The organism is Streptomyces bottropensis ATCC 25435 (assembly GCF_000383595.1).
GTDB classification, from domain to species: domain Bacteria; phylum Actinomycetota; class Actinomycetes; order Streptomycetales; family Streptomycetaceae; genus Streptomyces; species Streptomyces bottropensis.
Map to the genome: position 1 here is coordinate 3547417 of NZ_KB911581.1, position 25379 is coordinate 3572795.

The 25379-nt window shown below is 72.2% G+C and carries 25 protein-coding genes; 18 read left to right on the forward strand and 7 right to left on the reverse strand.

All coding sequences use genetic code 11. From position 1 onward, the window contains the following. Nucleotides 1-92 precede the first annotated feature (92 nt). Nucleotides 93-824, forward strand: a complete 732-nt coding sequence (locus STRBO_RS0115625; RefSeq protein WP_005485303.1) for an SseB family protein — start codon at nt 93-95, stop codon at nt 822-824. 15 nt (nt 825-839) lie between these two features. Here STRBO_RS0115625 and STRBO_RS0115630 read toward each other — a convergent pair whose 3' ends face one another. Next, a complete protein-coding gene (locus tag STRBO_RS0115630; protein WP_020114430.1) occupies nt 840-1196 on the reverse strand; it encodes a DUF1844 domain-containing protein in 357 nt (118 codons plus the stop codon). Nucleotides 1197-1567: 371 nt separating this feature from the next. Between STRBO_RS0115630 and infC the strand changes: the two genes are divergently transcribed. The 10 genes from infC to STRBO_RS0115680 all read left to right on the forward strand — a co-directional run bounded on the left by infC (nt 1568) and on the right by STRBO_RS0115680 (nt 12523). Further along, the gene (gene infC / locus STRBO_RS0115635; protein WP_005485305.1) at nt 1568-2275 is read left to right on the forward strand and encodes a translation initiation factor IF-3; all 708 of its coding nucleotides are present in this window, start codon (nt 1568-1570) and stop codon (nt 2273-2275) included. A gap of 130 nt (nt 2276-2405) precedes the next feature. Next, on the forward strand, nt 2406-2600 hold the full coding sequence (rpmI, locus tag STRBO_RS0115640; RefSeq protein ID WP_003977225.1) for a 50S ribosomal protein L35: 195 nt from the start codon (nt 2406-2408) through the stop codon (nt 2598-2600). A 113-nt stretch (nt 2601-2713) separates the two neighbouring features. After that, nucleotides 2714-3097, forward strand: a complete 384-nt coding sequence (gene rplT, locus STRBO_RS0115645) for a 50S ribosomal protein L20 (protein WP_005485307.1) — start codon at nt 2714-2716, stop codon at nt 3095-3097. A gap of 217 nt (nt 3098-3314) precedes the next feature. Then, nucleotides 3315-4157, forward strand: a complete 843-nt coding sequence (locus tag STRBO_RS0115650; protein WP_005485308.1) for a TrmH family RNA methyltransferase — start codon at nt 3315-3317, stop codon at nt 4155-4157. A 53-nt stretch (nt 4158-4210) separates the two neighbouring features. Next, nucleotides 4211-5347, forward strand: a complete 1137-nt coding sequence (locus STRBO_RS0115655) for a sensor histidine kinase (protein WP_020665556.1) — start codon at nt 4211-4213, stop codon at nt 5345-5347. 129 nt (nt 5348-5476) lie between these two features. Continuing rightward, nucleotides 5477-6598 carry a phenylalanine--tRNA ligase subunit alpha gene (pheS, locus tag STRBO_RS0115660; protein ID WP_005485310.1) on the forward strand — a complete coding sequence of 374 codons (1122 nt, stop codon included), beginning with the start codon at nt 5477-5479 and terminating at the stop codon, nt 6596-6598. Beyond that, nucleotides 6598-9111 carry a phenylalanine--tRNA ligase subunit beta gene (pheT, locus tag STRBO_RS0115665; protein ID WP_005485312.1) on the forward strand — a complete coding sequence of 838 codons (2514 nt, stop codon included), beginning with the start codon at nt 6598-6600 and terminating at the stop codon, nt 9109-9111. Before pheS ends, pheT begins: the two co-directional genes overlap by 1 nt. Before the next feature lie 284 nt (nt 9112-9395). Beyond that, nucleotides 9396-10319, forward strand: coding sequence for a PP2C family protein-serine/threonine phosphatase (locus STRBO_RS40155; protein WP_005485313.1), 924 nt, complete (start codon nt 9396-9398; stop codon nt 10317-10319). Between the two features lie 219 nt (nt 10320-10538). Then, the gene (locus STRBO_RS0115675; protein ID WP_005485315.1) at nt 10539-11879 is read left to right on the forward strand and encodes an NsdA family TPR-like regulatory protein; all 1341 of its coding nucleotides are present in this window, start codon (nt 10539-10541) and stop codon (nt 11877-11879) included. Between the two features lie 98 nt (nt 11880-11977). Next, nucleotides 11978-12523, forward strand: a complete 546-nt coding sequence (locus STRBO_RS0115680; protein WP_005485316.1) for an NUDIX domain-containing protein — start codon at nt 11978-11980, stop codon at nt 12521-12523. Here STRBO_RS0115680 and STRBO_RS0115685 read toward each other — a convergent pair whose 3' ends face one another. Both STRBO_RS0115685 and STRBO_RS0115690 read right to left on the reverse strand, forming a co-directional pair. Beyond that, the gene (locus STRBO_RS0115685; RefSeq protein WP_020114433.1) at nt 12524-12781 is read right to left on the reverse strand and encodes a hypothetical protein; all 258 of its coding nucleotides are present in this window, start codon (nt 12779-12781) and stop codon (nt 12524-12526) included. Nucleotides 12782-12972: 191 nt separating this feature from the next. Then, entirely contained in the window at nt 12973-13848 is an 876-nt protein-coding gene (locus tag STRBO_RS0115690) for a 3-hydroxybutyryl-CoA dehydrogenase (protein ID WP_005485318.1), read from the reverse strand. 194 nt (nt 13849-14042) lie between these two features. On the opposite strand from STRBO_RS0115690, the gene STRBO_RS0115695 reads away from it, so the two are divergent. Beyond that, nucleotides 14043-15281 carry a glycoside hydrolase family 10-like protein gene (locus STRBO_RS0115695; protein ID WP_005485319.1) on the forward strand — a complete coding sequence of 413 codons (1239 nt, stop codon included), beginning with the start codon at nt 14043-14045 and terminating at the stop codon, nt 15279-15281. A 22-nt stretch (nt 15282-15303) separates the two neighbouring features. Here the strand turns inward: STRBO_RS0115695 and STRBO_RS0115700 are convergent, their stop codons facing one another. Together STRBO_RS0115700 and STRBO_RS0115705 are read right to left on the reverse strand one after the other, a co-directional pair. Next, complete coding sequence (locus STRBO_RS0115700; protein ID WP_005485320.1) at nt 15304-15501, reverse strand: DUF1918 domain-containing protein; 198 nt, start codon at nt 15499-15501, stop codon at nt 15304-15306. A 101-nt stretch (nt 15502-15602) separates the two neighbouring features. Beyond that, a complete protein-coding gene (locus tag STRBO_RS0115705) occupies nt 15603-16610 on the reverse strand; it encodes a DMT family transporter (protein WP_005485321.1) in 1008 nt (335 codons plus the stop codon). Here STRBO_RS0115705 and STRBO_RS0115710 point away from each other — a divergent pair. The 3 genes from STRBO_RS0115710 to STRBO_RS0115720 all read left to right on the forward strand — a co-directional run bounded on the left by STRBO_RS0115710 (nt 16609) and on the right by STRBO_RS0115720 (nt 19189). Further along, entirely contained in the window at nt 16609-18054 is a 1446-nt protein-coding gene (locus STRBO_RS0115710) for an aminotransferase-like domain-containing protein (protein ID WP_005485322.1), read from the forward strand. The genes STRBO_RS0115705 and STRBO_RS0115710 overlap by 2 nt on opposite strands. Before the next feature lie 17 nt (nt 18055-18071). Then, nucleotides 18072-18509 (forward strand): GNAT family N-acetyltransferase, encoded by a 438-nt coding sequence (locus STRBO_RS0115715; protein ID WP_005485323.1) that lies wholly within the window; start codon nt 18072-18074, stop codon nt 18507-18509. Between the two features lie 104 nt (nt 18510-18613). Next, nucleotides 18614-19189, forward strand: coding sequence for a histidine phosphatase family protein (locus STRBO_RS0115720; RefSeq protein WP_005485324.1), 576 nt, complete (start codon nt 18614-18616; stop codon nt 19187-19189). A gap of 10 nt (nt 19190-19199) precedes the next feature. On the opposite strand, the gene STRBO_RS0115725 is transcribed toward STRBO_RS0115720, so the two are convergent. Beyond that, nucleotides 19200-19649: a DUF6314 family protein gene (locus STRBO_RS0115725; RefSeq protein ID WP_005485325.1), complete on the reverse strand. Its 450-nt coding sequence runs from the start codon at nt 19647-19649 to the stop codon at nt 19200-19202. A gap of 152 nt (nt 19650-19801) precedes the next feature. Between STRBO_RS0115725 and STRBO_RS0115730 the strand changes: the two genes are divergently transcribed. Beyond that, nucleotides 19802-22285, forward strand: coding sequence for an alpha-L-arabinofuranosidase C-terminal domain-containing protein (locus tag STRBO_RS0115730; RefSeq protein WP_005485326.1), 2484 nt, complete (start codon nt 19802-19804; stop codon nt 22283-22285). A 161-nt stretch (nt 22286-22446) separates the two neighbouring features. Here STRBO_RS0115730 and STRBO_RS0115735 read toward each other — a convergent pair whose 3' ends face one another. Continuing rightward, nucleotides 22447-23214, reverse strand: coding sequence for a LysR substrate-binding domain-containing protein (locus STRBO_RS0115735; RefSeq protein WP_167336824.1), 768 nt, complete (start codon nt 23212-23214; stop codon nt 22447-22449). 81 nt (nt 23215-23295) lie between these two features. Between STRBO_RS0115735 and STRBO_RS0115740 the strand changes: the two genes are divergently transcribed. Together STRBO_RS0115740 and STRBO_RS0115745 are read left to right on the forward strand one after the other, a co-directional pair. Next, nucleotides 23296-23700, forward strand: a complete 405-nt coding sequence (locus STRBO_RS0115740; protein ID WP_005485329.1) for a DUF5997 family protein — start codon at nt 23296-23298, stop codon at nt 23698-23700. Between the two features lie 138 nt (nt 23701-23838). Then, nucleotides 23839-25365 (forward strand): hypothetical protein, encoded by a 1527-nt coding sequence (locus tag STRBO_RS0115745; protein ID WP_005485330.1) that lies wholly within the window; start codon nt 23839-23841, stop codon nt 25363-25365. Nucleotides 25366-25379 lie beyond the last annotated feature (14 nt).

Sequence of the window (25379 nt, forward strand, 5' to 3'; positions counted from 1 at the left end):
CAGGGAAGGCTGAGAAAACCGTGAGCGAGGTGACCGCCACGTTTCCGGCCTGCCGGACGCCCGGGGGACCTCCCCCGATAGGCTCGACGACCGTGGCGAACAAGAACATTCCCGACCCCGGCTTCTCCGACGACGACGGTTCCGCCGACCCCCGGCTGAGCGCCGCGCTCGCGGCCTGGGCCGAGGACCGCAGGGCCGTGGGCCCCGTCCTCGAAGCCCTTGAGGGGGCCCGGCTGCTCGTGCCCGTCGTGGCCGTGCTCGGCGAGGTCGAGGTGGACGAGAGGGGGCTGCGCCGCGAGAAGACCAGCGACATGGCCGTCCCCACCCTGAAGGCCGGCGGCCGCACCGCCCTGCCCGCCTTCACCTCCACCCACTCCCTGGCCCGCTGGGACCCGGCCGCCCGCCCCGTCGCCGTACCCCTGCGCCAGGCGCTGCAGGCCGCCGCGCACGAGAAGGCCGACACGGTCGTCCTCGACCTCGCCGGTCCCGTCACCTACGAGCTGACCGGCCGGGCCCTGCTCGCGCTCGCCGAGGGACGCACCACCACCGACCCGCTCGCCGACCCCGCCGTCCGCGACGCCGTCCGCGCGGCCGTCGCCGCCGAGCCGGCCGTGCTCCGCGCCCACCTCGGCCCCGGGCAGGCCGACGGCACCCTGGCCCTCGTCCTCGACCCGTCCGCGGGCCCGGCCGAGGCCGCACGGTCCGTCGCGGGCCGCCTCGCCGCCGACGAGACACTTCGGGCCCGCCTGGTGCGCGGCCTCGACCTGGCACTGCTGCCGGCCGGGGCGACGCCACCGGGCGAGCCCTTGTACGTACGGGGGTAGCGGTCGCCGCCAGGTCTAGCCGTAGACCGGGCCCGTGTACTTCTCGCCCGGGCCCTGGCCCGGCTCGTCCGGTACGACCGACGCCTCGCGGAACGCCAGCTGCAGCGACTTCAGGCCGTCGCGCAGCGGTGCCGCGTGGAAGGAGCTGATCTCGGTCGCCGACGCGTCGAGGAGGCCGGCGAGGGCGGTGACGAGCTTGCGGGCCTCGTCCAGGTCCTTGTACTTGTCGCCCTCCTCCGTCAAGCCGAGCTTCACCGCGGCGGCGCTCATCAGGTTGACGGCGACGGTCACGATCACCTCGACCGCGGGGACCTCGGCGATGTCGCGGGTCATCGAGTCGAAGTCGGGGTTCTCAGGAGGGGTCTCACTCATGCCCCACACGATAGGCCCCGCCGCGCACGCCCCCACCTGCGGGAGTCCGGCGCAGCCCGATTGGCACGCCAGGTTTCAACCCGGTATGGTGGTGTCAACGACCGGCTGGACACCTGTGTGTCCGGCCCGCAAGTGGAGGCTCCGAACTCCCACCTGACTGTCCTCCGGGACGGCAGGTCAACCGGTCAGACGGCCCCCACCGTTCCGTACGGACGGTGGAGTCGTCCGATACTGCGCCCCGCGGCACACCCGCGGCGGTGCTCCGGCAGCATATGGAGCCCCGCCTGTGTCCCGTCCGGGGCATTTTTCATGGCCCTTGACGGTTGGTCTCTATGTCAACCAGACATAACACGGCGGTCCGCCAGACCGGCGTGTGGTGCTACCGAGGAGGATCCATCAGCACCGAGCCCCGCATCAACGACCGGATTCGCGTTCCCGAAGTGCGACTTGTCGGTCCCAGCGGCGAGCAGGTCGGGATTGTTCCGCTTGCCAAGGCCCTGGAGCTTGCGCAGGAGTACGACCTCGACCTGGTCGAGGTGGCGGCGAGCGCGCGCCCGCCGGTCTGCAAGCTCATGGACTACGGGAAGTTCAAGTACGAGTCGGCCATGAAGGCCCGTGAGGCGCGCAAGAACCAGGCGCACACGGTCATCAAGGAAATGAAGCTCCGGCCGAAGATCGACCCGCACGACTACGACACCAAAAAGGGTCACGTCGTCCGGTTCCTCAAGCAGGGCGACAAGGTCAAGATCACGATCATGTTCCGTGGTCGCGAGCAGTCCCGGCCCGAGCTGGGCTACCGACTGCTGCAGCGTCTCGCCTCGGACGTCGAGGATCTCGGGTTCATCGAGTCGAACCCGAAGCAGGACGGCCGAAACATGATCATGGTTCTCGGTCCGCACAAGAAGAAGACCGAGGCGATGGCCGAGGCCCGCCAGGCGCAGGAAGCCCGGAAGGCGGAAGCGAAGGCCAACCCCGGCAAGTCGCAGAACGCCGCCGAGCACAGCGACGCCGAGGACACCGACGTGGAGCTGGAGCACGTCGAGGCCGAGGCGCCCGCAGAGGCGCCTGCCGAGGCGTAAGTCCCCGGGACGCGAGTCCGGGGGAAGCTCTGGACACCGTCCAGGGTGTCAACCGAAAGAAATGACGTTCCGTCGTGCCCGGTTTCGCGACCGGGCACCGGAGCGCCACTGACGAGGAGAGAACGGCGCTATGCCGAAGAACAAGTCGCACAGCGGTGCCAGCAAGCGCTTCAAGATCACCGGCTCCGGCAAGGTGCTCCGTGAGCGCGCCGGCAAGCGCCACCTGCTCGAGCACAAGTCGTCCCGCGTGACGCGTCGCCTCACCGGCAACGCCGAGATGGCCCCGGGCGACGCCGCGAAGATCAAGAAGCTTCTCGGCAAGTGACGCGGCGGCGCCTGATCGGTTGATCGAAGCGCGCCGCACGTACGTCAGGACCGGGACCCCATCGATTTCGGGTCGTGTGAGGACAACCACGGCCCCGCTACAAGGAGTAAAAAGTGGCACGCGTCAAGCGGGCGGTAAACGCCCACAAGAAGCGCCGGGCGATCCTCGAGGCGGCCTCCGGCTACCGCGGTCAGCGTTCGCGCCTGTACCGCAAGGCCAAGGAGCAGGTCACCCACTCGCTGGTCTACAACTACAACGACCGCAAGAAGCGCAAGGGCGACTTCCGTCAGCTGTGGATCCAGCGCATCAACGCTGCGGCCCGCCAGAACGGCATGACGTACAACCGCCTCATCCAGGGTCTGAAGGCCGCGAACATCGAGGTCGACCGCAAGATCCTCGCCGAGCTGGCCGTCAACGACGCCACGGCGTTCTCCGCGCTGGTCGAGGTCGCGCAGAAGGCGCTGCCGGCGGACGTGAACGCGCCCAAGGCGGCGTGACGCTCGCGCCGGCCTGAGCCGTGTGAGAGGTGACCCGGACCCGCAGGTGCTTGCCGCCTGCGGGTCCGGGTGTTTTCGGGTGCGCTGTGGGGTGCGGGCCCGGTGGGGCTTCTCGCACAGTTCCCCGCGCCCCTGAAAGCCAGGCCCCCACGCACCCGTACCCGACACGCACCGAGCCCCCCGCCCCCCCGAACTCCCCGATCCCCAAAGGTGATCCATGCCCACCCCCGAGTTGATCTCCCCGCGCTCCGCCCGCGTCGCCGCGGCCCGCCGGCTCGCGAAGCGGAACTTCCGGGGGAAGGACCGGCTGTTCCTGGCGGAGGGCCCGCAGGCGGTGCGCGAGGCCGCCGGGCACGCGGACACCCTGGTCGAACTGTTCGCCACCCCCGACGCCGCGGAGCGGTACGCCGACATCGTGGACGAGGCCCACGCGGCCGGCGCCCGCGTGCACCTCGCCGACGAGGCGGTCGTCGCCGACATCTCCACCACCGTCACCCCGCAGGGCCTCGTCGGGGTCTGCCGGTTCCTCGACACCCCGTTCGGGAAGATCCTGGACAGCCGCCCCAAGCTCGTCGCCGTCCTCGCCCACGTCCGCGACCCCGGCAACGCCGGCACCGTACTGCGCTGCGCCGACGCCGCCGGGGCCGAGGCGGTCGTGCTCACCGACGCGTCCGTGGACCTCTACAACCCCAAGGCCGTGCGCGCCTCCGTCGGCTCTCTGTTCCATCTGCCCGTCGCCGTCGGCGTGCCCGTGGAGGAGGCCGTGGCGGGGCTCCGGCAGGCCGGGGTGCGGATCCTCGCCGCCGACGGCGCGGGCGAGGACGACCTCGACGCCGAACTGGACAAGGGGACGATGGGCGGTCCCACGGCGTGGGTGTTCGGGAACGAGGCGTGGGGGCTGCCCGAGGAGACGCGTGAGCTGGCCGACGCCGTCGTACGGGTGCCGATCCACGGAAAGGCGGAAAGCCTGAACCTGGCGACCGCCGCCGCCGTATGTCTCTACGCGTCCGCCCGCGCACAGCGCGCCTTCGGAGGGTGCCGCGCCGTCACGCCCAGCTAGTAGGGTGACGGGCTCGGGGGCCCACTGCACAACGCGAGAGGTGGGGTACGGGGATGAGGGTCGGCACGAGCGGCACACGGGGAGCACGGGACGTGCCCGCCCCATCGGCGGCCCGGCACGATGATCTCGCCGAGCTCGGCATCGACCCCGACGACCTCCCCGACGGACTGGTCGTGGCCGGCGCCGACGGCCGCGTGATCTGTTTCAACGCCGCCGCCGCCCGGATCACCGCCACCCCGGCCGCCGAAGCCCTCGGCCGCCCGCTGGAACGGGCCCTCCCCCTGGAAGATCTCGAAGGCCGCCGCTGGTGGCAGCTGACCGACCCGTACGGGGGGCTCGCCATCCGCGTCGGGCAGCCCGAGCGGAACCTGCTGCTGCCCGGGGCACGCGAGATCCTCGTGTCGGCCCGCTACATCCGCACGGAGCCCAAAGGACCCGTCCGCCGTGTCGTGGTCTCCCTGCGCGACACCGAGGCCCGGCGCCGCACCGAGCGCAGCCACGCCGAACTGATCGCCACCGTGGCCCATGAGCTGCGGTCGCCGCTGACGTCGGTCAAGGGGTTCACGGCGACGCTGCTCGCGAAGTGGGAGCGGTTCACGGACGACCAGAAGAAACTGATGCTGGAGACCGTGGACGCCGACGCCAACCGGGTCACGCGGCTCATCGCCGAGCTGCTGGACATCTCGCGGATCGACTCCGGGCGCCTCGAAGTGCGCAGGCAGCCCGTCGACATCGGCGCGGCCGTCGGACGGCACATCCAGGCGTACGTCGCCGCGGGACAGCCCGCCGACCGGTTCCTGCTCCGGATCGGGCAGCCGCTGCCCGATCTGTGGGCCGACCCGGACAAGATCGACCAGGTGCTGAGCAACCTGCTGGAAAATGCGGTGCGGCACGGCGAGGGAACGGTCACGATTGACGTCACGCCCACGGCGTCCCCCCGTGAGGGGGAGGACACCGGTACGTCGGTCACGGTGAGCGACGAGGGCAGTGGCATCCCGGAGGAGTCCATGAACCGCGTCTTCACCCGCTTCTGGCGGGGCAGCAAGCGCGGCGGCACCGGCCTCGGGCTCTACATCGTCAAGGGCATCGTCGAAGCCCACGGCGGCACCATCACCGTCGGACGCGCCCCCCTCGGCGGCGCCGAGTTCCGATTTACGTTGCCCGTGAGCGCTCCGGCCTACCTGGCCTGAGCAGCCTGCGGGCGCATCCGTTCACCTCCACCCCGTTAGACTCGGCCTTTGGCACCTTTGTGTCCTGCACACGGCCCTGAGCGCCGGTCACGGGGACCTTCAGTCAGCCAATCGGAAGCACGGGAAGAGATGTCGGCACCGAATAAGTCGTACGACCCGGTAGAGGTCGAGGCCTTGAAACCGGAAGAGATCGAGCGCATGCGGGACGAGGCGCTCGCCGCCTTCGCCGCCGCGGACTCCCTCGACGCGCTCCAGGAGGCCAAGGTCGCCCACACCGGCGGCACCTCCCCGCTGGCACTCGCCAACCGCGAGATCGGCGCACTGCCCCCGCAGGCCAAGGCCGCCGCAGGCAAGCTGGTCGGCCAGGCGCGGGGCGCGGTCAACAAGGGCCTCGCCGCCCGTCAGAGCGAGCTGGAGGCCGAGCGGGACGCCCGGGTACTGGTCGAGGAGGCGGTGGACGTCACGCTGCCCTACGACCGCGTACCGGCCGGCGCCCGCCACCCCCTCACCACCCTGTCGGAGCGCATCGAGGACGTCTTCGTGGCCATGGGCTACGAGGTCGCCGAGGGCCCCCAGGTCGAGGCCGAGTGGTTCAACTTCGACGCCCTCAACATCGGCCCGGACCACCCGGCCCGCGGCGAGGCCGACACCTTCTTCGTGCAGGGCCCCGAGGGCGGCACCGAGTCCGGTGTCGTGCTGCGCACCCACACCTCGCCCGTACAGATCCGCTCGCTGCTCGACCGTGAGCTGCCGGTGTACGTGATCTGCCCCGGTGTCGTGTACCGCACCGACGAGCTGGACGCCACGCACACCCCGGTCTTCCGCCAGGTCGAGCTGCTGGCCGTCGACGAGGGCCTCACCATGGCCGACCTCAAGGGCACCATGGACCACATGGTCCAGGCGCTGTTCGGCGAGGGCATGAAGACCCGGCTGCGGCCGAACTTCTTCCCGTTCACCGAGCCGTCCGCCGAGATGGACATGGTGTGCTACGTCTGCCGCGGCGAGTCCGTCGGCAACCCCGACCGCCCCTGCCGCACCTGCTCCAGCGAGGGCTGGATCGAGCTGGGCGGCTGCGGCATGGTCAACCCCAAGGTGCTCACCGCCTGCGGCGTCGACCCCGAGAAGTACAGCGGCTTCGCCTTCGGGTTCGGCATCGAGCGGATGCTGATGTTCCGCCACAACGTCGAAGACATGCGAGACATGGTCGAGGGTGACGTCCGGTTCACCCGGCCGTTCGGGATGGAGATCTGATGCGGGTCCCGCTTTCCTGGCTGCGGGAGTACGTCGACCTGCCGGCCACCCAGACCGGCCGTGACGTCCAGGCCAAGCTCGTCTCGGCCGGACTGGAGGTCGAGACGGTCGAGCAGCTCGGCGACGGCCTCAAGGGCCCCCTGGTCGTCGGTCAGGTGCTGAGCATCGAGGAGCTGACGGAGTTCAAGAAGCCCATCCGCTTCTGCACCGTCGACGTCGGCACCGCCAACGGCACCGGCGAGCCGCAGGAGATCGTCTGCGGCGCCCGCAACTTCGCCGTCGGCGACAAGGTCGTGGTCGTCCTTCCCGGCGCCGAACTGCCCGGCGGCTTCGCCATCTCCGCCCGTAAGACCTACGGCCGCAACTCGCACGGCATGATCTGCTCCAGCGACGAGCTGGGCATGGGCGACGACGGCACCAAGGGCATCATCGTGCTGCCGCCGGAGACCGAGGTCGGCAAGGACGCGATCGAGCTGCTGGAACTCGTCGACGAGGTCCTCGACATCGCCGTCACCGCCAACCGCGGCGACTGCCTGTCGATCCGGGGCGTCGCCCGCGAGACCGCCATCGCCTACGGCCTGCCGCTGCGCGACCCGGCGCTCCTCGACGTCCCCGGCCCGAACGCGTTCGGACACCCCGTCCAGGTCTCCGACCCGCTCGGCTGCGACCGCTTCACCGCCCGCACCGTCACCGGTCTCGACCCCGAGGCGCGCTCCCCGATCTGGCTCAAGCGCCGGCTGCAGAAGGTCGGCATGCGCCCGATCTCGCTCGCCGTCGACATCACCAACTACGTGATGATGGAACTGGGCCAGCCGCTGCACGCCTACGACCGCTCCCTGGTCCAGGGCACGATCGGGGTGCGCCGGGCCGAGGAGGGCGAGAAGATCGTCACCCTCGACGGCACCACCCGCACCCTGCACGCCGAGGACCTGGTGATCACCGACGAGCGCGGCCCCATCGGCCTCGCCGGGGTCATGGGCGGCGCCGACACCGAGATCGCCGACCACGACGATCTGGACAACGCCTCCAGCGACGTCGTCATCGAGGCCGCCCACTTCGACCAGGTCGCCATCGCGCGCACGGCCCGCCGGCACAAGCTGTCGTCGGAGGCGTCCCGCCGCTTCGAACGCGGCGTCGACCCGCTGGCCGCGGCGGCCGCCGCCCAGCGCACCGTCGACCTGCTCGTGCTCCTCGCGGGCGGCACCGCCGACGCGGGCGTCACCGAGGTGATCGCCCCGTCCGCGCCGCACACGATCAGCATGCCGGCGAATCACCCCGACCGGGTCGCGGGCGTCGAGTACGGCCGCGAGATCGTCGTACGCCGCCTCCAGGAGGTCGGCTGCGACGTCTACGGCCAGGACGACCTGATCGTCACCGTGCCGTCCTGGCGGCCCGACCTCACCGAGGTCAACGACCTCGCCGAGGAGGTCATCCGCCTGGAGGGCTACGAGAACCTGCCCTCCACCCTCCCCAAGCCCCCCTCGGGCCGGGGCCTGACCCACCGGCAGCGGCTGCACCGCCGCGTGGGCCGCGCGCTGGCCGGCGCCGGGTACGTCGAGGCGCCGAACTACCCGTTCATCGGCGAGCAGGTCTTCGACCAGCTCGGCCTGGACGCCGACGACCCGGCCCGCCGTGTCGTCAGGCTGACCAACCCGCTCAACGACGAGGAGCCCGCGCTCCGCACGTCGCTGTTGCCGGGCCTGCTGGGCGCGCTGCGGCGCAACGACGGCCGGGGCACGCACGACCTGGCCCTGTTCGAGACCGGGCTGGTGTTCCTCCCGCGTGGCGAGCAGCGTGTCGCCGGCGCGCTGCCGGTCGACCGCCGGCCCACCGACGAGGAGATCGCGTCGCTGAACGCCGCGCTGCCGGAGCAGCCGCGCCACGTCGCCGTCGTCGTCGCGGGGGCCCGTGAGCAGGCCGGCTGGTGGGGCCGGGGCCGTCCGGCCGACTGGGCCGACACCGTCGAGGCGGGCCGCGCCGTCGCCCGCGAGGCCGGTGCCGAACTGATCGTCCGCAAGGGCCAGTACGGTCCCTGGCACCCGGGCCGGTGCGCCGAGTTCCTGATCGTGGCGGACGGCGTCGAGCGGGTCGTCGGCCACGCCGGTGAGCTGCATCCGCGGGTGCTCAAGGCGCTCGGACTGCCGGCCCGTACCGCCGCGATGGAGATCGACGTGGACGCCCTGGAGCAGGTGGGGGACAGCACCCCGCAGGCGCCGCGCATCTCCTCGTTCCCGGTCGCCACGCAGGACGTCGCGCTCGTGGTCGACGCGTTCGTGCCGCACGCCGACGTGGAGGCCGCGCTGCGCGAGGGAGCGGGCGAACTGCTGGAGGGCATCCGGCTGTTCGACGTCTACGAGAACGCGGAGCAGCTCGGTGACGGGCGGAAGTCGCTGGCGTACGCGCTGCGGTTCCGTGCCGAGGACCGGACGCTGACCGTGGACGAGGCCTCGGCGGCCCGGGACGCGGCGGTCGCCCTCGCGGGCGAGCGCACCGGCGCGGTGCTGCGGAGCTAGACGCCTTCCCCGCGCCCCTGGACGAGTGCTCGGTCACCCGTCCAGGGGCGCGGAGGGTCACCTCACTCGTTCGGGTGACAATCTCGGGCGGACTCGCCTGACGGGCCGGCTGGTGGACAGAATCGGACCGGCCTCTGTGGGGCCTACGCGCTGTCCGGGCCTGATGGGGGGCCAACGGCATGATTCGAGTCAGGGCTGGGCTTCCTCGTAGGACATGGTCCCGGGGACGCGGGCTGTTCGGTCGGCGGTCCGCCCGTGTCGGGGCCCGGATCGCCGGTGGTGCCGTGTGCCTCGCGGCCGGCACCGGGCTGCTGCTGCACGCCAGGCAGGTGATGCTGCGGGAAGTGCGGCAGGCACGCGAGGCCGCGGGCGCCGCGCGGAGCGTGCTGCTCAGACCCCTGCCCGCGCGGATCGACGGACTGGCCACCGCCGCCGCGCAGCTCCCCGCCGACCGGGGCGCGAGGGTCGGCGGCGACCTGTACGAGGTGATCGCCACCGAGCACGGCGTCCGCGTGGTGATGGGCGACGTACGGGGGCACGGCATCGCCGCGGTCGGCACCGTCGCCGCCGTGCTGGGCAGCTTCCGCGAGGCCGTCCACGACGAGGCCGAACTGGCCGGGGTCCTCGCCCGCCTCGACCGCGCCCTCGCCCGGCACCTGCGCGACCGCGACCGCGCCCGGATCGAGGACACCGAGGACACCGAGGACACCGAGGACTTCGTCACCGTCCTCCTCCTGGAGATCGCCCCGGACGGCGTGCTCCACGCCCTGAACTGCGGCCATCCCTGGCCGTACCTGCTCGGTGTCGGCCGGGCGACACCGGTCGCCCGCGCCGACCCCATGCCCCCGCTCGGGCTCTTCCCCCTGCCCGCCGAACTCCCGCTCACCGCCTGCGGCCGGCTCCTCCCGGGCGAGGCGCTGTTCCTGCACACGGACGGCGTGGAGGACGCGAGGGACGGCCAGGGCCGCTTCTTTCCCCTGGCCGTCGCGCTGACGGAAGCCGTACGAGGCCGCCCGGTCCTCCCCCGGGCGGTACTCCGCGCGGTGTTCACCCAGCTCCTGCGCCACGCGGGGGGACGGCCCAAGGACGACATCGCGATACTGGTCCTTCGCAACGAACGTCCGCTCACCCTCAGGGGCGCGCGGAACGGCGCGACCGGGCAGGGACGACCCGCGGCCGACACCTCGCCCCTCGCTCCCACTCCTTAGCCCGGCGCCTCGAAAGGGGGCGTCCCGGCAGGGCCACCGCACTGTACGAGGGGGAGCCGGCGGCCCGGCCGGCCTCTTGCGAGGCATTTCAGTCAACCGGTCCGGAACTCTCCGCGACAGCGCGCGCACAGCCCGAATCCGGGCATTGCCTTCACACCCCGTGTGAAAGGGGAGGCGCTACGCTGCGATGCGCCGGCACCGAGCCACCGGAGGGCCCCCATGCAGCCCAACACCCTGCTCGACGCGATCCTCGACGAGGCCGGTGTCTCCCACGCCGGTCTCGCCGCGCATGTCAACCAGGCGGGGCGGGCCCGGGGGCTCGCGCTGAGATACGAACACACCGCCGTGGCCCGGTGGTTGAAGGGCCAGCGGCCGCGCGGGCAGGTGCCCGACCTGATCTGCGAGGTGCTCGCCGGGCGGCTGCACCGGACGGTCACCCTCGACGACATCGGGCTCGGCGTGCCCGGCGAGCTGATCTCCCAGCACGGAGCCGGCCTCTCCGGTTTCGTGGAGCGCGCCACCGCTCTGTGGCGCTCCGACGAGCAGCAGCGCCCGCACGTCCTCGGGGCCCCCGCCGTCACCGGCACACCCGCCGTGATGCCGGTCTGGGAGTGGGAGAACCCGCCGGAGGACGTCGACGTCTCCCGCGGCGGACGCCACCGCGTCAGCATGGCCGACATCGAGATGCTGCGCGCGGCGCGGGCGCACTACGAGCAGATGTACCGCAAGGCCGGGGGCGTCGCCACGCGCACCCGGATCGTCGGGTTCCTCAACGCGGAGGCCGCGCCGCTGCTGCGGGGCAGCTACACCGACGCCACCGGGCGTCAACTGCACCGGGCCACCGGGGGGTTGGTGGCGATCGCCGGGATCTGCGCGTACGACTCCGACGCCCACGGGCTGGCCCAGCGGTACTTCCACCAGGCGCTGCGGCTGGCGAAGGCCAGCGGGGACCGGGGGCTCGGCGCCTATGTCATCGCGCTCCTCGTCAACCAGTCGCTGTTCATGCGGGAGCACCGGCAGGCCGTCGCCTTCGCCGAGGCGGCGCTGCGGACCGCGGGCCGGCACATCACCCCGGCGCTCTCCTCCGACCTCTACGCGATGCAGGCGAAGGCGTACGCACACCTGGGCGACGGTACGAGCGCCCTGTCCTGCATCCGGCGGGCCGAGCAGGCCGCCGAGCACATCCGGCCCGGCCACGAACCGGATGAGACCGGCTATGTCCAACCCGGTCTGGTGAACGTACAGGTGGCGGAGGCGCTGCTCAGTCTCGGGGACCTGACGGCCGCGGCGGAGCACGCGACGGCGGCCGTCGACACCCCGGCGCACGACCGGGGCCGGGTGCACCGGCTCGCGATGCTCAGCCAGATCGAGCTGCGGCAGGGCAACGCGGACAAGGCGGTGGCCACCGCCGTGGAAATGGCCGAACGAGCACGGGGAATGGAGTCCATGCGCCTGCGGGACAGACTGCGGGCGGTGCGCGAGCACCTCGTGCGCAACGGCTGCGCGGGGACCTCGGAGGCCGCCGAACTCATCGACGGAGCACTGCGCGTACCGCTCTGACACCGCGCGCGGGGCGCGTCCGTGCACCGCCTGTGCGCCTGCTGTCCCCTAGCTCCTGCTGCGATATTGCCACTTACTCGGCGGAAGGTGGCAGAACCATGCAGTGGACGAAACAGAGCGAACAAACTGTGTACTCGAACCGCTGGTTCAGCGTCAATCTCGCGGATGTCGCGTTGCCGGACGGGCGGCGCCTGGACCACTTCCTGATACGGCTGCGGCCCGTGGCCGTGGCCACCGTGATCAACGAGGCCAACGAGGTGCTGCTGCTGTGGCGGCACCGCTTCATCACCGACAGCTGGGGGTGGGAACTCGCGGCGGGCGTCGTCGAGGACGGCGAGGCCGTGGCCGAGGCCGCCGCCCGTGAACTGGAGGAGGAGACCGGATGGCGGCCGGGACCCCTGCGCCACCTGATGAGCGTCGAGCCCTCCAACGGGCTCACCGACGCGCGGCACCACATCTACTGGGCCGACGAGGGCGCGTACGTCGGTCATCCGGTGGACGACTTCGAGTCGGACCGCAGGGAATGGGTTCCCCTCAAGCTCGTTCCCGACATGGTCGCCCGCGGCGAGGTTCCGGCCGCCAACATGGCGGCCGCCCTGCTCCTGCTGCACCACCTGCGTCTCGGGCAGGACGCCAGGTCCTAGCTAGCGGCCCAGCGCCTGCCAGACGGACACCACCAGGGCGCCCAGGGCCGTGAGAGCCGCCACCGCGGGCAGGGGCCAGCGGGCGTGCTCCAGTGTGACGACCCGGGTGTTCAGGTCGTCCAGTTCCTTGGCGCTCTGTTCGGCGCGGTGGCTCAGCAGGGTCAGCCCTCCTTCGACGCGTGTGTGCGCCACATCCAGGCGGCGGCGTAACTCTGCGAGTTCGCCGTGGTGCACGGGATGCTTTGGGTCGATGGCCACGAGTCCGCTCCTTTCTGTAGTCGTCCTCGTCCCTTGCGTGTGCAACGGAAGTCAACTCGCCAGGTGGGCGCGTGGGGAGAGTGTGCGAACGGCATATGCGTGTCCGCCGCGCACACGGTGTGTGAATACGACGGGCCCGGCACCTTTCCCGGTGCCGGGCCCATCGGAACGAGATGACTGACCGTCCGTAGTCAGGCGTACGAGTAGAAGCCCGACCCCGACTTCCGGCCGAGCCTGCCCGCGTCCACCATGCGCTGGAGCAGCGGGGGAGCGGCGTACAGCGGCTCCTTGTACTCCTCGTACATCGAGTTGGCGATCGAGACGATGGTGTCCAGACCGATCAGGTCGGAGAGCCGCAGCGGCCCCATCGGGTGGGCGCAGCCCAGCTCCATGCCGTTGTCGATGTCCTCACGGCCCGCGATCCCCGACTCGAACATCCGGATCGCGGAGAGCAGATACGGCACGAGCAGCGCGTTGACGACGAAGCCCGAGCGGTCCTGGGCGCGCACGGCGTGCTTGCCGAGCACCTTCTCGGCGAACAGCTGCGCCCGGCTGAGGGTGCCCTCGGAGGTGGTGAGCGCCGGGATCAGCTCGACGAGCTTCTGCACGGGGGCCGGGTTGAAGAAGTGGATACCGATGACGTGGTCGGGCCGCGAGGTGGCGACCGCGAGCTTCACCAGCGGGATGGAGGAGGTGTTGGAGGCGAGGATCGCGTCCGGGCGGGTCACCACCTGGTCGAGCACCTGGAAGATCTCCGTCTTCACCTGCTCGTTCTCCACGACCGCCTCGATGACGAGGTCACGGTCGGCGAACTCGCCGAGATCGGTGGTGAAGCTGAGGCGCGCCTGCGTCCCGTCCCGGTCCGCCTCGGTGATCTTGCCGCGCTCGGCCGCCTTGGACAGGGAGTTGAACAGCCGGGTACGACCGATCTCCAGGGCCTCGCCGCTGGTCTCGGCGACCTTCACGTCCAGTCCGGCGCGGGCGCACACCTCGGCGATGCCCGCTCCCATCTGGCCGCAGCCCACGACTCCGACTCGTGCGAGATCTGCCGTCGGGAAGTCCGTCACATCGTCCCTTTCACTGGTCCACGTGCGTGGCAGATACCTCCGGTGCGGTCCTGCGCCACACCCGCACGTTACCCGTGACGGCTACCGATCAGTATTCCGGGTGTCCCGTGGAAGGCTGGCCGGGAACCGGTCCGCGACGGTGCGGACACGCCAGAAGCGGTACGCGGAGGTGGGCGATGCATCGGAAGCCACGCATGTCACGACGGGCGTTCTGGGCGACCGCGGCGGCGACGCTCGTGGCGGCCGGGGGCGCGGCGGCCGGTACCGCCATCGCCGGTGGGTCCGGACCCCGCCGCAGGGCGGCCGAGGGCGAGATGCGCGGGATGTGGCTGGCGACCGTCGCGGGCCGGGACTGGCCCTCCGCGCCCGGCCTGACCGCCGCCCGACAGCGCGCCGAACTCCTCGCCCACCTCGACACCGCCGTGGCCCGCCGCCTCAACACGGTGATGTTCCAGGTCCGCCCCACCGCCGACGCGCTCTGGCCCTCCCCGCACGAGCCCTGGTCGCAGTACCTCACCGGTACCCAGGGGAAGGACCCCGGCTGGGACCCGCTCGGCACGGCGGTCGAGGAGGCCCACGCCCGGGGCCTGGAACTGCACGCCTGGTTCAACCCCTACCGGATCGCCCTCCACGCCGACCCGACCCGTCTCGTCGCCTCGCACCCGGCCCGCCGGAACCCGAGCTGGGTCGTCGCCTACGGCGGCAGGCTGCACTACAACCCCGGCATCCCCGCCGTCCGCGCCTTCGTGCGCACGGCCATGCTCGACGCCGTACGGAAGTACCCCGTCGACGCCGTGCACTTCGACGACTACTTCTACCCGTACCCGGTGGCCGGCCAGGTCTTCGACGACGACGCGGCGTACGACCGGTACGGCGGGAGCTTCCCCAACCGGGCCGCCTGGCGGCGCGACAGCGTCGACCGGCTGGTCCGGGAGACGGCGGCGGAGATCAAGGTCATCCGCCCCGGCACCCGGTTCGGGATCAGCCCCTTCGGGGTGTGGCGCAACGCGGAGACCGACGAGCGGGGGTCGGACACCCGGGCGGGCGTACAGACGTACGACGACCTGCACGCGGACACACGGACCTGGGTCCGGGAGAACTGGATCGACTACGTCGTGCCACAGCTGTACTGGAACATCGGCTTCGCCCCGGCCGACTACGCCAAGCTGCTGGCCTGGTGGGCGGAGACCGCCCGGGACAGCGGGACACGCCTGTACATCGGGGAGGCCCTGTACAAGGCGGGCGACCCCGCGCAGCCCGCGGCCTGGCAGGACCCGGCCGAGCTGTCCAAGCACCTCGCCCTCGCCCGTGACGTCCCGGAGGCACGCGGACACGTCTTCTTCTCGGCCAGGGAGGTCAGGACCGACGCGATCGGCGCGATGGCACGCGTGGTCACCGACCACTACCAGCGGCCGGCGAAGCCACCGCGCTGACGCGTGCGGACGGGGGCGATCGCTACCTCGGGTCCCCGGGGTGCCGGACGACCGTGTCCGGGCCCGGGGACATCAGTGCCTCGTGCCCGTCGTCCTCGAACCGGACCCGGTAGGGCGGGTTCCCGTCATGGCCGAGCACCTCCAGGACCTCGGCGGTCCGGTCGTGGTGCCCGACGGTCCTGCCGTGCACCAGCAGGGTGTCGCCTACAGTTGCCTGCATCGGGGGCCTCCTCGTCTCGCACGAAAGTGGCGGTCCGTGACCGCAGTCTATTGCGGGCGGCGCCGGTGGGACCGGTGTGCGCGACGGACTCTCAGACGCCCTCAGGCGGAGGAACGCTGGGTGACCGCGATGCAGACCAGCACGGCGGCGGCCGTCAGGGGCGCGGCCGGGGTGAGCTGCTCACCGAGGAGCAGCACCGACCACACCAGTGTGAGCAGCGGCTGCGCGAGCTGCAACTGGCTGGCCTTCGGTATGCCGATCGCCGCCATGCCCCGGTACCAGAGGACGAGCCCCAGGAACTGGGACCCGGCCGCCACCCACACCAGCCCGGCCACACTGTGCGCGGTCAGCTGTACCGGCTCGTGGGCCAGGGCCAGCAGGGCGCCCGGCACGCTCAGCGGCAGACACAGCACCAGGGCCCAGCCGATGACCTGCCAGCCGGGCATCACCCGGGCCAGCCGGCCGCCCTCGGTGTAGCCGGCCGCGCAGACCAGCAGGGCGCCGAAGAGATAGAGGTCGGCGGATGTCAGCGCGCCGCCGCTCTGTGTCACGGTGAAGGCGATGACGGCGGCGGCCCCGGCGAGGGCGGCGGTCCAGAAGGTGCGCGAGGGGCGCGTCCCCATGCGCAGCGCCGAGAACAGGGCCGTCGTCAACGGGAGCAGGCCGACCACCACGGCGGCGTGCGCGGTGGTGGAGGTCCGCAGCGCGAGCGTCGTCAGCAGCGGGAAACCCAGCACGACACCGGCGGCCACGACCGCGAGCCCCGCCCAGTGCCGACGGGCGGGTGGCCGCACCCGCAGAGCCAGCAGACAGCTTCCCGCGATGACGGCGGCGAGGACGCTGCGCACGGCCACGAGGGACCAGGGGCCGAAGCCCTCCAGTCCCCAGGCGGTGGCCGGAAAGGTGAGGGAGAAGGCGGTGACGCCGAGGGCGGCCTGGAGGGTGCCGCCGGTGCGGGGGAGGGGGCCGGGCGCGGCGGGGGCGGCCGACCGGGTCGCGGTGCGGGCCGCCGGTCGTGGAGCGGTGGGTCCCGGCGGTGGCTCACCGGGTGCCGCACTGCCGTCGACCGCTACTGAACCCGGGGCGATAGCGCTACTCTCTACTCTCATGCAAGAGCGTAGCAGCGGTGCGGAACTGGCGGAACAGCTGCGCAGGGAGCTGGACCGCTACTCACCCGGTGGAAAGCTGCCGTCGAGCCGGGCGCTCGTCGAGCGCTTCCGGGTGAGCCCGGTGACCGTCTCGCGGGCCCTGGCGCACCTGGCCGCCGAGGGGCTCGTGGTGACCCGGCCGGGAGCGGGCGCCTTCCGGGCGTGGCCGCGCGAGAGCCGGGCGGCGACCGTGGGGGACACCTCCTGGCAGGAGGTCGCGCTGAGCGCGGACGGCAGCGCCGAGCCGTCGCCCCGCACGGTGGACGCCTCCGGCGTGCTGGTCTCCCTCGCCTCCCCGCCGCCCGGCGTGATCGAGTTCAACAGCGGCTATCTGCACCCGTCCCTGCAGCCGGAGCAGGCCATGGGCGCCGCCCTGTCGAGGGCCGGACGCAGGCCCGGAGTGTGGGCCCGGCCGCCGGTCGAGGGTGTGCCGGAGCTGCGGGAGTGGTTCGCGCGGAGCATCGGCGGTGCGATCACCGCGGCCGAGGTGATCGTGGCGGCGGGCGGCCAGTCCGCCCTGACCACCGCCCTGCGCGCCCTCGCGCCGCCCGGAGCGCCGGTCCTCGTCGAATCGCCCACCTATCCGGGCATGCTGGCGATCGCGCGGGCGGCCGGACTCAGGCCCGTGCCGGTGCCGGTGGACGCGGACGGGGTCAGACCCGCCCTGCTCGCCGACGCGTTCAAGGCCTCCGGCGCCCGGGTCTTCGTCTGCCAGCCGCTCTTCCAGAACCCCACCGGCGCCGCCCTCGCGGTGGACCGCAGGGGCGAGGTGCTGCGGATCGCCCGGGAGGCGGGGGCCTTCGTCGTGGAGGACGACTTCGTGCGCCGGCTGGTGCACGAGGACGCCGGGCCCCTGCCCGAGCCGCTGGCGGCCGACGACCCCGACGGCGTGGTCGTGCACGTCTCCTCGCTGACGAAGGCCACCTCGCCCAGCTTCCGGGTGGGCGCCCTGGCCGCCCGGGGGCCGGTCCTGGAACGGCTGCGCGCCATCCAGGTCGTCGACACCTTCTTCGTCCCGCGCCCCCTCCAGGAGGCCGCCCTCGAACTCGTCGGCTCACCGGCCTGGCCCCGCCATCTGCGGGCGGTCTCCAGGGAGTTGCGCAACCGCCGGGACACGCTGACCGCCGAGCTGCGGATGCGGCTGCCCGAACTCGCCCTGCCCCACATCCCCTCCGGCGGCTACCACCTGTGGCTGCGCCTGCCCGACGGCACCGACGAGCCCGCCCTGGTCGCCGCGGCCCTCCGCGCGGGCGTCGCCGTCACCCCCGGCCGCCCCTACTTCAGCGCCGAACCCCCGGCCGGACACCTGCGGTTGAGCTTCGCGGGTGTCGCGGGGGCGGGGGAGATCACGGAAGGGGTGCGGCGGCTGAGGACGGCCGTAAACGGATCGACAGCGGGTCTGTGACCTGCGAACGTCCAGTCATGAGTGACGAGCCGGCCCTCCCCGAGGGCTATGAGATGTCCGACGACCCCGACCGTATCGACGTCGGACGGGTCCACCGGTGGCTGTCCACCGACGCGTACTGGGCCCTCGGCCGCTCCCGCGAGAAGCAGCAGAGCGCGGTCCGGGGATCGCTCAACTTCGGGGTGTACGACACGGGTTCGGGGGAGCAGGTCGCGTACGCGCGGGTGGTGACCGACCGCGCCACCTTCGCGTGGCTCTGCGATGTGTACGTCGACCCCGCGGTGCGCGGGAAGGGGCTGGGCACCGCTATGGTCGCGGCCGTGCGCGACCACCTGCTGCCGTACGGACTGCGGCGCGTCCTGCTCGCCACGCACGACGCGCACGGTGTCTACGCGAAGCTCGGGTTCGAGCCGCTCGCCCGGCCCGACCGGTGGATGGCGCTGGTGCTCGAGTGAGGTCCGGATGCGGTGACGACTGCTCGGGGCGTGCGGCGAAATATCCCGGTAACTCCTGAGTAACACCTCTTGACCTGCGCAGTCTCCCGTTCCACCATCGCCGCATGCCACTTCGGGTCACGTTCGTCGCCGCCGCGCGCTGCTCCTCGCTGCTCGCGGAACGTTTCGAGGACGACCGGCCGCTGGACCAGGCCGGCTGGGACGAAGTGCAGCGCGCCGCCCATGAGCTGGTGCCCCTGGCGGCGGCCGAGCTGCGCTACTGCTCACCCACACCCCGCAGCCGGGCCACCGGGGACGCCCTCGGCTACGCCCCGCTGGCCCAGCCCGCGCTGCGCGACTGCGACATGGGCCGCTGGCGCGGATTCACGCTCGGCGAGGCCATGGCGCGGGAGCCCTCGGCCGTGGACGCCTGGCTCACCGACCCGCGTTCCACGCCGCACGGCGGGGAGTCGCTGATCACCTTCATCTCCCGTATCGGCGGCTGGCTCGAAACCCGGCCCGCCGATGACGGCTGCCGTATCGTCGCGGTGGCCGAGCCGTCCGTGCTGCGCGCCGCCCTCGTCTACGCGCTCAAGGCCCCGCCCTCGTCGTACTGGAACATGGACATCGGTCCCCTGGCGACGCTCACGGTCGCGGGCCACGCGGGCCGCTGGAACCTGCGTCTGGGCGCCGCGCGGTAGGCGGGGCATCTCACGGTGTGCGTTCGCGGGTGAGGTCGGTGACCAGGAGCTGCTGCTTCGCGGGGCCGCCGACCCGCCAGACGGTCCGCCAGCGGTCCTCGTCGTGGACCTCGAACGCGCCCCGGTAGAGATCGGCGGCGCACGGGTGGTCCGTGCGCCACCGGCCGGAGGTCAGGTCCAGGTCGTGGAAGGGGCGGCCGTCGGCGAAGCGGACGTCCGCCGTGCCGGGGACGGGGCCCGGCAGGAAGCGCAGCGTGCGCTCGGCGGGACGGGGCGCGCCCTGCCACACGAAAGTTCCGGTCTCGCGGTGGAGCAGTCCCCCGTCGTTCAGCGGGCTGAAAACGGTCCTGCCGGTGAACTCCCCTTCCGCCCCGCTCGTCAGGTCCCGCACGGATCGCAGGACCCGCCAGCTTCCGGCGAGATACGCCAGGGCATCGCGAACTGGCAGGAAATCGCCCATCCGTCCCTCCCTTCCGGCCCGTCCGACACTTTTGGTGCTGTGCGACCCGTTGACGCTGATCAGCTCACCTCCCTATCTTGCCGTTCGATGTGCTGATCATTGTCTGATATTTCGAACCACTCCATGCCCCCACCCCGAGCCGCGGAGTATTCATGTCACGCAGCACCCGCACCCGTTGGAGACTCGGCCTCACCGCCACCGCCTTCCTGGTGGCCGCCGGCTCCGTCACGGCGCCCGCGCACGCCGAGGACGTCACCGACTACGCGATCACCGTCGACCCGTCCGCCCGGGGCGCGACGATCGGCGACACGATGTACGGCGTCTTCTTCGAGGACATCAACCGGGCCGCCGACGGTGGTCTCTACGCCGAGCTGGTGCAGAACCGGTCCTTCGAGTACTCGACCGCCGACAACCGCGCCTACACCCCCCTCACCTCCTGGACCGTCGACGGCACGGCCCAGGTCGTGAACGACGCCGGCCGGCTCAACGAGCGCAACCGCAACTACCTCTCCCTGGGCGCCGGTTCGTCCGTCACCAACGCCGGCTACAACACCGGGGTCCGCGTCGAGGAGGGCGAGAGGTACGACTTCTCGGTGTGGGCGCGCGCCGAGGGCCGTACGAAGCTGACCGTCACCCTCCAGGACGCCGACGGCCCTCTCGTCGAGGCCGACCAGGTCACGGTCAAGGGCGGCTGGGCCAAGTACAAGGTCCGTCTCGGCGCGACGCGGACCAGCTCCGCCGGCCGGCTGACCGTCGCCACCGCCGGGGCCGCCGCCCTCGACGAGGTCTCCCTCTTCCCGCGCGACACCTACAAGGGTCACAAGAACGGCCTGCGCGAGGATCTCGCCGAGAAGATCGCCGCACTGAAGCCCGGCTTCGTCCGCTTCCCCGGCGGCTGTCTCGTCAACACGGGCTCCATGCAGGACTACAGCGCGGCCTCGAACTGGGAGCGCAAGCGCGCGTACCAGTGGAAGGACACCATAGGCCCGGTCGAGGAGCGCGCCACCAACTCCAACTTCTGGGGCTACAACCAGAGTTACGGCCTCGGCTACTACGAGTACTTCCAGTTCTCCGAGGACATCGGCGCGATGCCGCTGCCCGTGGTGCCCGCCCTGGTCACCGGCTGCGGCCAGAACCGGGCCACCGACGACGAGGCCCTGCTCCAGCGGCACATCCAGGACACGCTCGACCTCATCGAGTTCGCCAACGGGCCCGTGACCAGCGAGTGGGGCAGGAAGCGGGCGGAGATGGGCCACCCGAAGCCCTTCCACCTCACCCACCTCGGCGTCGGCAACGAGGAGAACCTGCCGAACGAGTTCTTCGCCCGCTTCCAGAAGTTCCGGGCCGCCATCGAGGCGAAGTACCCCGACATCACGGTGGTCTCGAACTCCGGCCCCGACGACACGGGCACCACCTTCGACACCGCGTGGAAGCTGAACCGCGAGGCGGGCGTCGACCTGGTCGACGAGCACTACTACAACAGCCCCCAGTGGTTCCTCCAGAACAACGACCGCTACGACTCCTACGACCGCGGCGGCCCGAAGGTCTTCCTCGGCGAGTACGCCTCCCAGGGCAACGCCTTCAAGAACGCCCTCTCCGAGGCCGCGTTCATGACCGGCCTGGAGCGCAACGCCGACATCGTGAAGCTCGCCTCCTACGCACCGCTCCTCGCCAACGAGGACTACGTGCAGTGGAGCCCCGACATGATCTGGTTCAACAACCACGCGTCCTGGAACTCCGCCAACTACGAGACCCAGAAGCTGTTCATGAACAACGTCGGCGACCGCGTGGTGCCGTCGACGGCCACCGGCACGCCGGCGCTCTCCGGCCCCATCACCGGAGCCGTGGGCCTGTCCACCTGGGCGACGACAGCGGCGTACGACGACGTGCAGGTGACCTCGGCCGACGGCACGACCCTGTTCACCGACGACTTCGGCGGTGACGCCTCGAAGTGGACGCACACCGGCAGGGGCAGCTGGAGCATCCAGGACGGCCGGTACACCCAGACCGACGTGGCCGCCGAGAACACCATGGTCTCGGCCGGGGACGCCGCCTGGCACGACTACGACCTGAAGGTGAAGGCCACCAAGCAGGCGGGCAAGGAGGGCTTCCTCGTCGCCTTCGGCGTCAAGGACACCGGCAACTACTACTGGTGGAACCTCGGCGGCTGGAACAACACCACCAGCGCCGTCGAGCAGGCCGTGGACGGCGGCAAGTCCTTGCTGATCTCCAAGCCGGGCACGATCGAGACGGGTCGTACGTACGACGTCGAGGTCAAGGTGCGCGGACGGCAGGTGACCCTGCTGCTCGACGGCAAGGAGTGGGGCAGCTTCACCGACGACAAGCCGGCGGAGCCGTTCCGGCAGGTGGTGACCCGTGACGCGAAGACCGGCGAACTGATCGTCAAGGTCGTCAACGCACAGTCGACGGCGGCGCGTACGGCCATCGACCTCGGGGGTGCGCGGGTGCGCTCCACCGCTCACGTGACCACGCTGACGGCCGCGCCGGACGCGGTGAACACGGAGACGGCCACCCCGGTCGCGCCGGTGAGGTCCACGTTCGGCGGGGTGGCCGAGAAGTTCAGCTACACGTTTCCGGCGAACTCCGTGACCTTCCTGCGGATCAAGGAGCGGTGAGGGTGGGGGTGGGCCCGGGCCTGGCTCCGTGAGCCGGGTGCGGGTGCCGGTGCGGGTGTGCGGGGGCTGGTCGCGTGGTTCCCCGCGCCCCTGATCCAGGCCCCTGATCCAGGACCGGGGTCCGGGCCCGGGGGCCGGACCCGAGATCCAATGCAGGGCGTCTACGAGCGGCGGCGGGGCTTTCCGGGCCGGCCGCCGCTCTTGGCGCCTCTGCCGCCGGACGCGCCGCCCCGGGGGTTGCGGGCGGTCGGCTTGCCCGTCCCGGTGCCGGTTCCGGTGCGCTTGGGCTTCTGCTGCGGCTTCTCCTCCGGGGGCTTCGCGCGGCCCCGAGAGCTGTTGACCGTGCGGCCCCGGACGATGCCGATGAAGTCCTCGACCAGGTCGGTCGTCGCGTCCTGCGGCCAGGACAGGGCGACGCGGGACTCGGGGGCGTCCGTCACCGGGCGGTAGGTGAGGTCCTTGCGGTGGTGGAGCCGGGCCAGCGACTGGGGGACGACGAGCAGCCCGATCCCGGCCGCCACCAGCTCGATCGCGTCCGCCGTGGTGGCGGGACGCTCGAACGCCGGCTCTCCCGGCGGCCGCTCCCAGCCGAGCGTGTCGTCGAGGGGGTGCAGCACGACCTCGTCCGCCAGGTCGGCGGTGCTCACCTCGTCGACCGCCGCGACGACGTGGTCCTGGGGGACCACGACGACGGTGGTCTCGGCGTAGAGAGGGATCGCGCTGAGGTCGTCACGGTCCACCGGCAGCCGTACGAACCCGGCGTCCGCGCCGCCGTCCCGCAGCAGGCCGAACGCCTCGGCGGGGGACACCTGGAGGAGGGTCAGGGGGACGTCGGGCAACCGCTCGTTCCAGATCCGCACCCACTTGGTGGGCGTCACTCCCGGGACGTACGCGAGCCGGAACGAAGGGGATGCTTCCGAGCCTGTCACGGGACCAGGCTAACGGGCGGGGGCCCGGCCCCGGCACCGGCCGTGGTCGGAGGTCGGGCACACGGTCGATACCCTTGACCCATGACGTCGCACCAGACCACCCAGACCATGAAGCCCGCCACGGCGGCGAAGAAGCTGGGTGTGTACCTCCAGGCCACGCCCGCCGAGTTCCAGGAGGGCGTCATCACTCGCACCGAGCTGACCGCGCTCCAGACGAACCCGCCCGCCTGGCTGGAGGAACTGCGCCGCAACGGCCCGCACCCCCGCCCCGTGGTCGCCGAGCGGCTGGGCGTCTCCATCGCGGGGCTCGCCCGCGGCGGAGTCACCGAGGCCCTCACCACCGAGCAGATCGACGCCCTGCGGCAGGACAGCCCCGAGTGGCTCAAGAAGGAGCGCGCCACTCAGGCCGAGGTCCGCAAGGAAGGCGCCCGTCTCAAGAAGCGCGACGCGGAGCGGGCGGCCCAGTCGGACGACCGTCGTTCCTGACCTGCTCGCCGCTCGCCCCACGTCGGTGGCCGCTCGCCGCCGGCCCTCCGTCGGTGGCAGGTGGTCCTCCGGCTGCTGGGTTCCCGCGGGGCGGAAATTGGTGGGCCGTCCGGCCGGGCCCCGGGGCAGGATGCCCCCGTGGACCCACTCCTGTGCGGACTTGCCGCCAATCCGGCCCTGCCGACCGAGCTGGTGGACCGGCTGGTCGTGTCGGCGGACGACGACATCGACCACCACCTCGCCGGACGAGCGGACCTCAGCCGGGCGCAGACGCTCCGACTGGCCTCGCGGAGCGAGCTGAACGGTGTGCCTCTGGCGTACCGGGGCATGCTGACAGCCGCCGACGTCGACCCCGCGGCACAGCCGCTCGTCGCCCTCGCCCTGCTCGACGAGGAGGCCGGCGACCCCGAGTGGGCCCGCCGCCTGGCGGCGGATCCGGTGGTCGAGCACCGGGAGAAGCTGGCCGCCTGCCCCGGCCTGCCGCCGGACGTGGTGGAGACCCTCGCCGCGGACCGGGACGTACGGGTGGTCGTGGAGCTGGCCCTGTGGGCCGCGCCGGACACGGCCGCCCGGCTCGCGGCGCATCCCCACGCCGAGGTCCGCCGGGCGGCGGCGGCCAACGAGGCGACGCCGCCGGACGTGCTGGCCGCGCTCGCCAGCGGCGAGGGACTGCCGCCCGCGCGGCACTGCCTGGTGTGCGACCGCGAGGAGCCGCCGTTCACGCACAGCCCGAACTGCCCGCGGGACGACTGCGCTCTGCGCTCGGGCGCCTCCTGCGACGGCACCCACGAATCCACCGCGCTGGACATACTCGGGGCGGCCCTGGAGAACCCGGCCACACCGGTCCGGGCCGTCGCGGGCTTCGCCGGCCACCCCTCGATGGTCCTGCGCCGGGCGCTCGCCGTCCGCCCCGGTCTGCCCCCGCACGCGTACGCGAGGCTCGCCGAGGACCCCACCCCCGGCGTGCGCGCGGACCTCGCCGAGAACCCCGCGATCGACGCCGCCCTGATGCGCGGGCTTGCCGAGGACACCTCCCCCGACGTCCGGCGCGCGCTCGCGCACAACCCGCGGGTGCCGCTCGACGTGCTCACCCGCCTGGCCGCCACCACCAGGATCGGCAGCACCCCGCTGCCGCGGATCGCCACCGCCACGCCCGCCGAGGTGGAGGAGCTGGCGGGGTCGCCGAACGCGGTCGTACGCATGCTCCTGGCACGACGGCGTGATCTGCCGGACAGGGTCGCTGCCGTGCTGGCCGACGACCCCGACGCCAAGGTCGCCAAGTCCGTCGCTGCGCACCCCGGCCTCGGCGAAGCGCGGTTGCGGACCATGGTCGACCGGCACGGAGTCCAGGTCATCGCCCAGGTGGCCGCCAACCCGGACGCCACCCCGGCCCTGCTGGAGCACCTGTCCCGGCACAGCCCCCCGGCGCGGCGGGCCTTCCGCGAGATCGCCCGGCACCCCCGTGCGACGGCCCCGGCCCTGCTCGCCTGCCTGGCGGACGAGCGGGCGAGACCCCTCGCCGCCGGGCATCCGGCGCTCCCGCCCCAGGTCGTCACGGACCTGCTGACCGACCCCGACCCGCAGGTGGCGCAAGCCGCGGCCGCCAACCCCTCGCTCCCGCCCGCCGAGATGGAGAGGCTGGCGCGCGAGCGGGTGCCCCGGTGAACCGAGCCCACCTC